Here is a 12,482-nt window from a genome sequence, read left to right on the forward strand (position 1 = left end):
TTATTCTATATCTACACCTTTTGTTTCTGGTATCATAAGCAACATACATACTAATGCAACGGGATAAATAACAAACACCAGACTCATTGCACTCAATATATTTCCGCCGACAGCAAGATAGCCAATAATAGAAGGACCAAAACCGGCTAATCCTCTGCCAGTACCAAAAATAAGATTTTCTGCCGTGGATCTTGCTTCTGACGGATAGTTTTCTGCTATTACAGCACCATATCCCCCCATCATGCCATTTACTGTGAAACCCAGAAGGAAACTGCCCCATAACAAGCTGGCCTGGCTGGTAAATAAAAAGAAATATAAGACACAATAAATCGTACCGCCTACGTACCACATTGCAAATGTTTTCTTTCTTCCTATTTTATCTGCCAATATGCCAAATAAAGTTATTCCCACAATCATACCGGCAATAGAAATAATCATCCAGCCGCTTGTCTTAGCCAGACTGTATCCGTATTTCTGTGACAAAACAGTAGGCATCCAGCTGAATATGGCATAATAACCAAAATTTTGTACCAGGCACATAACTGTCAGCCCAATAGTAGTTATCGTCACTTTAGTACTGGAAAACAATTTTTTTAAAGGCATACCGGCAATATGATAGTATTCTTTTTCCTCTTCAGCTGAAAGACAATTATTATTCTTCTTTGTTTCTAGTTCTATCTGGCGATTACGTCTTTTTTGCCACAATATCGGTTCTTTTAAATGCATCCGTACATAAATGGCCACCAAAGCCGGAATAAGCCCCACTAGAAATACTGCGCGCCAGCCAAAAAACGGAACTATTGTAGCCGGCACTATCGCTGCGACCAATACACCGCCCTGCCAGCCGAGTGATACCCATGAAGTTGCTCTCGCCCTCATTTTAGGTGCCCATGTTTCAGTAACCATTGCCATGCCTATACCAAATTCACCTCCGATACCAAGGCCGATCAAAAATCGCAGTGTCAGTAAAACCGTATAATCATTGACAAAATAAATAGCACCAGTACCGATTGCATATAGTATTATTGATAATGACAACGTCTTTGTGCGACCATACTTATCTGCCAGATATCCGAATATATAAGATCCAACCCACATACCGATCGTAGTGGCTAAAGTAAGATTACCGGCCTGCGCCGTAGTCAAATTAAAATCTTTTATTATAAAAATTAAAACAAAGGATAACAAAAAGACATCCAGTCCATCAGCAGCATAACCTAAAACAGCACCTATAAGTGTCTTTATGTGTTGTCCTTCCTCGCCCTCAACATGATTTTTTCCCATTTTATCATTCCCCTTCATATCTCATAAAATTTCTGCATTATAAACTCCTTCACACTATAACAAAACATTTCATTTTAATTATATTTTCTTTATAATTCCTTTTAAAGAAACTTCGTTCCGTTCAACGGAATTAAAAAATGGTATATACAATTTGTGCATTACTATGCGTCATTGCATATACCATGGTGTGTTTTCTATAGTGTACTTTTATAATAGATAATTATCACTTGCTTGTCAATATGATTTCAAAATCTTTTTCGATTTTTATATCATGGTCGTCAAAGTATTTGCAATAGATATATCGTCGCTAGCCCTTTTACTTATATCAAGCAATATTTTCTTCAATTCTATCTGATTTTTCATAATATATTCATTGTTTCCCACTATAGAAAAACTATATTCCACCTTATTCCCTTGAGAAAATACCGGTACGGCCATGGCAGATACATTTATTTCCATTTCTTCCCGACACCATGCAATATTCTTCTCCCTGATCTCAATCAGCTCTTTTTTCAGCCTTCCACTATCAATAATAGTATTTTTAGTATAGATTTCCTTCTTCCCCTTCAGTATCTTATCAATAAAAACCAATGGTTGAAAAGCCAATACTGCTTTAGCGCAAGCCGAACAATGCCATGGCATCATCTGTCCTATGCCGACAAAATATGTGTGCCCTTCCAACAAAGGCTGCCGCGTAACGATGCAGTATAATTTATCGGCGGAAAATCTACATAAAAAAGAATACAGCTTAGTCTTTTCTGCTAACTCAGTACAATATTTCCCCAAAAATTTGGCTACATTTTGTCCTTTTATGAAGTTGCTGCCCCACACCATCGCTCTGGGACCAAGCTGATATTTCTTAGTTTCAGCCTGTTGAAGAACTAAATCATGGCTAATCATATTTTGAAGCATACGATGCAAGGTGCTTTTGCTGATGTCACACTCTCTAGATAACACAGTTATTCCTATCCCGCCCGAATATCGCTCGGATGATAAAATATCCATAACTTGCACAAAACGATCCAACCATTCCATAAAATACCCCATTACAAATTTATAATAATAAATCAATTTATTGTTTATTTTCAAATATTATATCACAGTTGCGCTTTTAAACCCATATGAAATAAACAATATCCTCTGTTACCACCTCATCGCATTATTAATTAATATTTGCTGCATGTAAATTTATAATTATTATTTATTTGTTATGATATTAATATTCATCGAATATTCTTTGTATATCTGTTAAATTATGTGTTTTTAACAAAGACAACTGTAACAAAATGCGTGCTTTTTGTGGATTCAATGTCCCACCATTAAGAAAATGTTCATTAATATATGATTGTTCTGCAGCAATAACAGCTCCATTACTCACTCTTGAACTTCTTACAACTACTATTCCCAAGGTTGTAGCCTTTGCCAACTCCGCTTCATCGGCTTTATGAACACTGCCGTTGCCTGTACCTGCATAAATAATACCCTTAACCCCTGCATTTATGGCAGCATCAATTAATGCTTTATCTTCGTCAGCATGTCCATAGATAATTGCCACATAAGGCAAAGCTGTGACTTTTTCTACAGAAAATTCACTATTGATAGTATTTCTGCGTGTTGTTTCGCGATAAAAAACAGGCGTACCATCTTCGATATATCCCAAAACACCTAATTCCGGAGCTTTAAAAGTGCTCGTTGCCAATGTATTGGTCTTAGTAACATCGCGTGCCGCGTCAATTTCATCATTCATTGCCACAAGCACACCCTTACCGATTGCCCGACTGCTTGCCGCCACACGTACCGCATTCAAAAGATTCATCGGTCCGTCAGCACTGATTGCCGTTGCCGGACGCATCGCCCCGACAATCACGACCGGTTTTTTGCTTTTTATCGTAAGATCCAAAAAATATGCCGTTTCCTCTAATGTATCGGTACCGTGGGTTATTACAATACCATCCACATCATTTTTACTCAAAAGCTCATTTATCCTGTCGGCAAGTTTAAGCCAAACTGCATCTGTCATATCCTTGCTGTCAATATTGCAGATTTGCTCACCTGATACATTAGCATAATCCTTGATTTCGGGTACAGCATTTATCAGTGCATTCACCCCGATTGCCCCCGCTTTATACCCTGTTGTAGCCGTATCTGATGCTGCACTGCCAGCAATAGTGCCGCCTGTAGCCAATATTACAATATTGGGTTTGCCAGCCTCTGCAAATACAGTCGACATTCCAAATATTACCATAAGCGCAGCCATAAACAAAACAGAAATCTTCCCCTTCATTATTCATCTCTCCTCTTAAAAAATATATTGTTTAAGAAATTATAATATATTTCTACAGTTTTTTACTTAATACTACAAATAATGAAAATATTTTATTTTTTCATATTATTCATTGTATTTATTATAATTTATATGATTGACTTTTATTGCATTTATTGACAAAATCTTTTTCTACACATATAATTACTAATAATAATTATCAATGATAACTATCAGGAGAAATTATGAATTCTAAACTAATAAAAAATTTTCTGGATGCATGTTTTACCGCTAAAAAGATGGGCAGCCTTATGCCTCCCCTGCCAAAAGATCTACGAAAGCCCCGCCTTATCAATATCATAGATACCGTGCACACTCTTTCAAAACAAAAAAAATATATTAAAATAAGTGATATCAGTAAAAGTTTAAAAATAACCGCTCCCAGTGTAACTAAACTGATTAATGAACTAGAACAAAAAAACATTCTGCAAAAGCACCAGCAAACCGATGACAAGCGCGTCATTACTGTGACACTCACCACACTCGGTGAAAAATATTATGATATTTACATCAATAAGTATCATCAATGGCTCTGCACATTATTTAACGACTTTGTCGATGAAGATATATTGACTACTATACGCACTATAAACAAAGCCTATAAAGTCATGCAAAACAATCGGCTGAATATAAATGATTTACTTTAATGAGAGACTATCTCAGATTTTTAACCAGATACCATAATTTAGTCAACATTTATCTATATAATATTAATTTATCCAGTATTATTAAAGAATATGCGAAAGAGAGTATATTATGAACTTAAAACCCAAACATCTTACACTACTTTTTTCCTTTTCTCTTATTTTTTCTCAAACGACTATCGGTCAATGTCAAAGTTTATCTATTGATCAGGCTGTACAAATGGCTCTGCAAAATAACTTAGACATAAAAATCGCCTCACAAAAAGAAAATCAGGCTCAGGCAGAACTCAACGGCACGAAAGCCAAATATGGCTTTACCATCACACTCGGCAATACGACTACTGTCTCCAACGGTGCTGATGCACATTATGAACGTGACAACAATACCAGTGTGTCGGCTACTTACCCGTTATATACTGCCGGGAAAAAACAACTCAACACAGCTATAAAAGAACAATCGATGACCCAAAGCACCCTTAATACCCAGCGCACTATTGAAAATATAAAATACGATACAGTAAAAGCCTATTACGATATTTTGGAGGCACAGCAAAACATTGATGTCGATCAGGAATCAGTTAACAACTATGACAAGCATCTAACAAATGTACAACAGTTATATAGTGCCGGCAGCGTTCCAAAATCTGATTTATTACGCTCGGAAGTAGCCTTGTCCAATGCTAAGCAGGACCTGATAAAAGCTCGCAATAGTTACGACATATCGGTAATAACCTTTAAAAACATCATTAAAATGAATCGTGATGAACCGTTGCAGCTCACTGACACTTTCCGCTACATTCCATTTGATTATCAAATGCCCTATTGTCTTTCCTATGCTGCTGATAACCGCAAAGATTTAACAGAAGCAAAATTAGACTATGAAATCGCACAAAAAAACGTAGAACTCGCTAAAGCTGATTACAAACCGACGGTTGACGCCTCTGTCAGCTCTAACTGGGACAAGCAAGTCCTGCCCAGTGACATGGACCATGACTATACCATCGGCGTATCGGCCAGCTGGAATGTTTTTGATAACGGACTCACCAAAGCCAATGTAAACGCTGCCGAAGCAGAACTCAACCAAGCCCAGCTGACATTACAGCAAAAAAATGACTCCATCGACCTCGAAGTGAGACAGGCTTACCTCAATATGCAGGAAGCTGAAAAACGTTTTAATTCAACTCAAACAGCAGTTGCCCAGGCAGAAGAAGATTTTTTCATTGCCCAGGAAAAATACCGGGTTGGTGCCGGAACGACCCTTGATGTTACCGATGCCCAACTTGCTCTCTCCACAGCAAGATTAAATTACATAAGTGCCCAATACGATTATGCCCGTTACAAAGCCGAATTGGAAAATACGATGGGATTAGATGACGACGGAGAAACGATTAAATGAAAAAATTACAAAGAAAATCAATCATAAAAATTGTAGCAGGACTGATAATATTGGCCTTAATCGGCTTCGCCGGTTACAAATACTGGCAAAGTAAACAGGCGACAACCAACAGTATATCCAGTGACAATATCTATACCGTACAACGCATGGACCTGAAATCAGTAGTATCCGGAACTGGTACTGTATATCCGGTAGAAGCGGTCGATGTCAGTTCTAAAATTACCGGACGCATCAAAACCGTACTTGTTAAAGAAAATGATAATGTTAAACAAGGACAGACAGTTGCTACATTGGACAGCACCGATTTAGAAAACGAACTTAAAAAAGCCCAGGAAAAAGTAACTAATACATCATCGAAATATAATCGGGCCAATTATCTATATTCCATCGGTGCTGAATCAAAAGCCGATTTTGAGGACGCTGAGTACAACTATGAAACTGCTAAAAGTGATGTGGAAGTAGCCAAATACAACTTAGATGAAACTGTTATCACCTCCCCTATGGACGGAATAATCGTTGGTAAACCGCAGACACCTGGCACCATGGCTGTGCAGGGAACCAGCAATCCTACTGTTATAATGCGCATAGCCGATTTATCACGCAAACAAATTCTGGCTAAAATCGATGAAACCGATATCGGCAATATAAAAGTCGGACAAGAAGCTACATTCACCGTCGATGCCTATACCAATAAAAACTTCACCGCGAAAGTTACCAAAATATCCCAGACTGATACCGACAACTCATGGGATACTGCCTCATCTTCATCATCCACTTCCTCGTCATCTTCCTCATCCTCATCGGTAATCTATTACTATGTTACTTTGGATATAGATGACGATAATGGTTTACTTAAACCTGGCATGACCGCCCGTGTTGACATAAACACCGCTGATAAGCCCAATGTATTGGCAGTACCGCTTGCCGCACTTAAAACAGACAGCAACGGTTCATACGTAGTATTGATCGACGATGCCGGAAAAACAACAAACCAATATATACAAACCGGTATTTACAGTGATGATTATGTTGAAATTACCGATGGCCTAAGTGAAGGTGATAAAATAGCTCTCACTTATACCGCTCCCAAAACCACTTCAACGTCATCAAGTCATGGAGGTCCACCGTTATAAGATAGCAATCCTCACGGCGTCCTTAAAAGGGCAGGTGTATTATCACAGCAAAATTTTCTTAATCTCTAAGAATTTTGAACCGTACGCATTTTAAAGCCCTCCCTAACAGAGAGGATGGCATGGCGTAAACGCCATGCCGGGAGGGTCTACTTCCTTTAAACTTTTGCATCAAAAATATTGTCTTATTTTAAGATAACCCCTCAGCCGGCTGCGCCGACAGCTCCCCTGGAAGGGAGCCTTTGGACTAGTCATTCTTTTATAAAGTAGAAAGAATATTTATTGCATTTTCCGGTACATTGAATTTTATTTTTTAATGATTAACTGTTTTGATATCACTACTTATTAGATTATAATAAGTACGCATTTTAAAGCCCTCCCTAACAGAGAGGATGGCATGGCGTAAACGCCATGACGGAAGGGTTTACTTTCTTTAAACTTTTGCATCAAAAACATTGTCTTGTTTTAAGATAACCCCTCAGCCGGCTGCGCCGACAGCTCCCCTCGATGGGAGCCTTTGGATTAGGCATTCTTTTATGAAGTAGAAAGAATATTTATTGCATTTTCCGGTACATTGAATTTTATTTTTTAATGATTAACTGTTTTGATATCACTACTTATTAGATTATAATAAGTACGCATTTTAAAGCCCTCCCTAACAGAGAGGATGGCATGGCGTAAACGCCATGACGGAAGGGTTTACTTTCTTTAAACTTTTGCATCAAAAATATTGTCTTGTTTTAAGATAACCCCTCAGCCGGCTGCGCCGGCAGCTCCCCTGGAAGGGAGCCTCTGGATTAGCCATTCTTTTATGAAGTAGAAAGAATATTTATTGCATTTTCCGGTACATTGAATTTTATTTTTTAATGATTAACTGTTTTGATATCACTACTTATTAGATTATAATAAGTACGCATTTTAAAGCCCTCCCTAACAGGGAGGGTGACATGGCGTAAACGCCATGACGGAAGGGTTTACTTCCTTTAAACTTTTGCATCAAAAATATTGTCTTGTTTTAAGATAACCCCTCAGCCGGCTGCGCCGACAGCTCCCCTCGATGGGAGCCTTTGGATTAGGCATTCTTTTATGAAGTAGAAAGAATATTTATTGCATTTTCCGGTACATTGAATTTTATTTTTTAATGATTAACTGTTTTGATATCACTACTTATTAGATTATAATAAGTACGCATTTTAAAGCCCTCCCTAACAGGGAGGGTGGCATGGCGTAAACGCCATGACGGAAGGGTTTACTTCCTTTAAACTTTTGCATCAAAAATATTGTCTTGTTTTAAGATAACCCCTCAGCCGGCTGCGCCGACAGCTCCCCTCGATGGGAGCCTTTGGATTAGGCATTCTTTTATGAAGTAGAAAGAATATTTATTGCATTTTCCGGTACATTGAATTTTATTTTTTAATGATTAACTGTTTTGATATCACTACTTATTAGATTATAATAAGTACGCATTTTAAAGCCCTCCCTAACAGGGAGGGTGGCATGGCGTAAACGCCATGACGGAAGGGTTTACTTCCTTTAAATTTTCACATCAAAAACATTGTCTTATTTTAAGATAACCCCTCAGCCGGCTGCGCCGACAGCTCCCCTCGATGGGAGCCTTTGGATTAGGCATTCTTTTATGAAGTAGAAAGAATATTTATTGCATTTTCCGGTACATTGAATTTTATTTTTTAATGATTAACTGTTTTGATATCACTACTTATTAGATTATAATAAGTACGCATTTTAAAGCCCTCCCTAACAGGGAGGGTGGCATGGCGTAAACGCCATGACGGAAGGGTTTACTTCCTTTAAATTTTCACATCAAAAATATTGTCTTGTTTTAAGATAACCCCTCAGCCGGCTGCTGAAGTGGTAAACTAAAACTAGACACAGAGGGGGTGGTAAAAAAGATTAATAATGTACTATTATAATAATAATAAAAATACATTATCAGTCATGCTGCCTCCAAATTATGGACAAAGGGGTTTACCATGAAATACACAAAAGAAGAAAAACTGGACATTGGGCGTCGGATTTACGACGATGAAATTAATAGGAATACTGCTTCAGAGATGTACGAAATCAGTACTAACACAGCTCGTGAATATATGCGCTACTATAGAGATTTAAATCATCTGCCACCTAAGAACAAGAAAACTATTGCATCTTATGCAGATAATACCGCAATTGCACCAGCAATGGGAATGAACGAACTAGAATCAATGACTAAGGATGAATTAATTCGTGAATTAATTAAGGTACGGATTAATGAATCCAGACTAAAAAAAGGCTATCAAGTGAAAGAAGATGGTGTCAACAAAAAATACATTCCTTTAGACAACAGGAGTATCAAGTAATCATGGAACTTTCCGGTGAATTTCCAATAAAATTGCTTTGTGAAATAATGCAAATTAATCGAAGCAGCTTTTATCTTTGGAAAAGTAAACTTTCTAATCCGTCACGACGCACAAAAGATTTTATTAACAATAGTGCATTATTTGCTGAATATCATATCAAGTATCCATCACATGGGTATCGCTGGCTGAATGCCAAAATTTGTTTAGACACTGGATTAATTCTTTCAGATCCTTATGCCCATAAGTGCTGTAAGGCAACAGGAATCAAGAGTACTGCAAAACATTATAAATATAAGAAACCCGGCAATCCATTACGCACATTTCCCAATCTGTTATTAAGTGAAATGAATATAAGTGGTCCTATGCAGTGCATTGTCAGTGATATGACTGCTTTTACAGTACATGGTATCTATTATGAATTAACATTATATATGGACCTTTGGAATAATGAAATAATATCACATGCTCTTTCATCTAAACGCGGTGACAAAATGACTTATATCAATGGATTAACAGATTTAATAGCATTAAAAAATAAAATGAATGCATGCGAAACAATTCTTCATTCAGACCAAGGTTCAGTATATTCATCTAAAAAGTTTAATGACTTGCTTCCTGCATATGGGATTGTACATTCGATGTCCCGTGCCGGAACACCTACGGACAATGCTGCTATGGAAGCTATTAATGGCTGGATTAAAGCTGAGCTTTTTGAAGATTTACATGTAACTGGTGAAAATAATGTTGAAAAAGAAATTTCAGATTATATTTCATTTTTCAATGAACAAAGACCTGCATATTCGTTGAAATACCTTACACCAAGACAATATAAAGAATATTATTTTCAAACAATAAACGTTTCATAATTTCACAATAATTTTTTTATTTCGTGTCTAGTTTTTGTTGACTAGTGCAATGCACCGGCAGCTCCCCTGGAAGGGAGCCTATGGATTAGTCATTCTTAAAAATGTCTGCCTATAAAAGGACGGACATTGGAACCACGCGCAGCGTGGTAAGCTGCATATTTTTCTAAAATCATTCTCAACAATAACTATGCTATGGCACAAAAATTTCACCACTTAAACATCAGACAAATTACAATTATTATTGAAATTCATTTTCTGGAAGGCAGGGATAAAATGACAATCTCCCTTGAAGGAATAAAAAAAATATATCAAATAGGTACTCAGGAAGTTGCCGCTTTAAATGGCATTGACTTGAACATAGCGAAAGGTGAATTTGCTGCCCTGATGGGTCCTTCCGGTTCCGGTAAGTCCACCCTCATGAATATTCTTGGCTGCCTTGACCGCCCCACAGTCGGTTCATACCGACTGGATGGTGATGAAGTATCTCATCTCAGCGATGACGCCTTGGCTAAAACCCGCAATAAAAAAATTGGGTTCGTATTTCAAAACTTTAACCTGCTTTCCCGTATAAGTGCTTTGGACAATGTAGCTTTACCGCTTGTCTATGCAGGCATAGGCCATAAAGAAAGAATCGAACGTGCTTCATTTTTTCTAAAGGCAGTAGGTCTTGATACCCGTGCCGACCATCAACCTAATGAGCTATCCGGAGGACAACGCCAGCGTGTTGCCATCGCCCGGGCACTGGTTAATGATCCCAGTATAATCATGGCCGATGAACCGACCGGTAATCTCGATACAAAGTCCACCAGAGAAATAATGGAAATCTTTATCCAGCTGCATAAACAGGGAAAAACTATTATTCTCGTCACTCATGAACCCGAGATTGCATCCTGTGCTTCAAGACAGTTACTGGTTCGTGATGGTAAAATAACACGTGATGCCGGTAAGGGGGAACGAATGGATGTTGTTTAAAGAAAGTGTAACAATTGCCCTAAAAGCTTTATTTTCCAATAAATTGCGTTCTATTTTGACCATGCTTGGCATAATAATTGGCGTTGCTGCCGTAATAGCAATGGTATCGCTCGGTATGGGCGTACGAAAAAACGTTCAAAATTCAATTGCCAGTCTCGGCAGCAACATGCTCATTGTGCAGGCGGGTGCCCCCAAGGTCAATGGTGTGAGACAATCCGCCGGCAGCGGCGAAACACTAAAGCTTGATGATTCTGATGCCATAAAAAAGAAAATCAAAAATATCGATTATGTTGCTCCCAGCGTACAAAGCTCAAAGCAGATTATTTATAGCAACCAAAACTGGAATACCGTCGTCTATGGTATAACTTCAGATTATATGGCAATACGTTCGCTCAGTGTAGCCAGTGGTTCATTTATAACCACCAATGATATGCAGACACGCTCACGTGTTGCTGTAATTGGTACTACTGTTGCCTCAAATTTATTTGGCAGTGTCAATCCAGTGGGAAAAACCATCCGCATAAATAACGATCCTTACAAAATAATTGGCGTATTGGCAAGCAAGGGACAATCTTCTATGGGGCAGGACCAAGATGACTGTGTACTGATCCCGATCAGCACCGCCATGGAAAGATTGATGGCTATTACCTATATCAGAACAATAAATGTGCAGGTTTCTTCCGCAGATAAAATGGACCAAGTCCAAAGTGAGATTGAGACTTTACTGCGTCAGCGTCATAAGATCAGTAATCCCGATGATGACGATTTTCAAGTGCGAAATCTCACCAGCCTGATGGAAACAATGACCAATACCACAACCATGATAACACTGCTGCTGGGTAGTATTGCCGCCATTTCCCTAGTTGTCGGCGGTATCGGCATTATGAATATAATGATGGTGTCCGTAACAGAACGCACCAGAGAAATTGGTATAAGAAAGGCTCTTGGCGCCACTTTCAACAATATCATGATGCAGTTTCTTATCGAATCCATCGTCGTGAGCGTCATCGGTGGATTAATTGGTATATTACTGGGTTGTGGAGCATCATTGGCAATAGCCAAATTTGCCGGATTTAATACTGTGATAACACTCTTGCCGATATTGCTTTCTTTTTTCTTTTCTGTCGGTATAGGCCTGTTTTTTGGCATTTATCCTGCCAGAAAAGCAGCCAAATTGGATCCAATTGAAGCCTTGCGTTACGAATAAAACACACTTTCAACGTATCTTTTACCTTACATGATTACAATTGACTTTTTGTCATTTTATGCTATAATATTACTATATTAACGGACAGTTGGTAAGTTGGTAATTAGTCGCTCAGCTCGTTTAAATATAGTTATATGCACTAAAAGCTGAGCAATCATTGTTTCAGCTTTTTTTATTGTGGGAAGATACGACGTAAATCGGCTATCGATAACTCAAATTTCATAACATAATTATAACTTTGAGCTTTTTCAGCGCCTATCATCCCGATAGGCGCTTTTATTTTACATATTAACTCCAATACTT

Annotated in this window: 10 protein-coding genes; 7 read left to right on the forward strand and 3 right to left on the reverse strand. The window is 38.1% G+C overall.

Annotated elements, in window-relative coordinates; translation table 11 throughout:
- The 3 genes from F8M42_RS09100 to F8M42_RS09110 form a co-directional block, all read right to left on the reverse strand.
- Window positions 1-1,284, reverse strand: coding sequence for an MFS transporter (locus tag F8M42_RS09100; RefSeq protein WP_182186133.1), 1,284 nt, complete (start codon window positions 1,282-1,284; stop codon window positions 1-3).
- 264 nt (window positions 1,285-1,548) lie between these two features.
- The gene (locus F8M42_RS09105) at window positions 1,549-2,319 is read right to left on the reverse strand and encodes an IclR family transcriptional regulator (RefSeq protein ID WP_182186135.1); all 771 of its coding nucleotides are present in this window, start codon (window positions 2,317-2,319) and stop codon (window positions 1,549-1,551) included.
- Between the two features lie 181 nt (window positions 2,320-2,500).
- Window positions 2,501-3,568: a type II asparaginase gene (locus F8M42_RS09110; RefSeq protein ID WP_182186137.1), complete on the reverse strand. Its 1,068-nt coding sequence runs from the start codon at window positions 3,566-3,568 to the stop codon at window positions 2,501-2,503.
- Between the two features lie 224 nt (window positions 3,569-3,792).
- On the opposite strand from F8M42_RS09110, the gene F8M42_RS09115 reads away from it, so the two are divergent.
- From F8M42_RS09115 to F8M42_RS09145, 7 genes are all read left to right on the forward strand, one after another.
- Window positions 3,793-4,254, forward strand: a complete 462-nt coding sequence (locus tag F8M42_RS09115; RefSeq protein WP_182186139.1) for a MarR family winged helix-turn-helix transcriptional regulator — start codon at window positions 3,793-3,795, stop codon at window positions 4,252-4,254.
- A 109-nt stretch (window positions 4,255-4,363) separates the two neighbouring features.
- Complete coding sequence (locus tag F8M42_RS09120; protein WP_182186141.1) at window positions 4,364-5,647, forward strand: TolC family protein; 1,284 nt, start codon at window positions 4,364-4,366, stop codon at window positions 5,645-5,647.
- Window positions 5,644-6,780: an efflux RND transporter periplasmic adaptor subunit gene (locus tag F8M42_RS09125; protein ID WP_182186142.1), complete on the forward strand. Its 1,137-nt coding sequence runs from the start codon at window positions 5,644-5,646 to the stop codon at window positions 6,778-6,780. The genes F8M42_RS09120 and F8M42_RS09125 overlap by 4 nt, the downstream gene beginning before the upstream one ends.
- A gap of 1,988 nt (window positions 6,781-8,768) precedes the next feature.
- The gene (locus F8M42_RS09130; protein WP_182186144.1) at window positions 8,769-9,134 is read left to right on the forward strand and encodes a hypothetical protein; all 366 of its coding nucleotides are present in this window, start codon (window positions 8,769-8,771) and stop codon (window positions 9,132-9,134) included.
- Window positions 9,135-9,136: 2 nt separating this feature from the next.
- Window positions 9,137-10,000 (forward strand): IS3 family transposase, encoded by an 864-nt coding sequence (locus F8M42_RS09135; protein WP_182186146.1) that lies wholly within the window; start codon window positions 9,137-9,139, stop codon window positions 9,998-10,000.
- Between the two features lie 273 nt (window positions 10,001-10,273).
- Window positions 10,274-10,972, forward strand: a complete 699-nt coding sequence (locus F8M42_RS09140) for an ABC transporter ATP-binding protein (protein ID WP_182186147.1) — start codon at window positions 10,274-10,276, stop codon at window positions 10,970-10,972.
- The gene (locus F8M42_RS09145; RefSeq protein ID WP_182186149.1) at window positions 10,962-12,179 is read left to right on the forward strand and encodes an ABC transporter permease; all 1,218 of its coding nucleotides are present in this window, start codon (window positions 10,962-10,964) and stop codon (window positions 12,177-12,179) included. The genes F8M42_RS09140 and F8M42_RS09145 overlap by 11 nt, the downstream gene beginning before the upstream one ends.
- Window positions 12,180-12,482 lie beyond the last annotated feature (303 nt).

This window comes from Pectinatus frisingensis, assembly GCF_014076555.1.
Lineage (GTDB): Bacteria > Bacillota > Negativicutes > Selenomonadales > Selenomonadaceae > Pectinatus > Pectinatus frisingensis.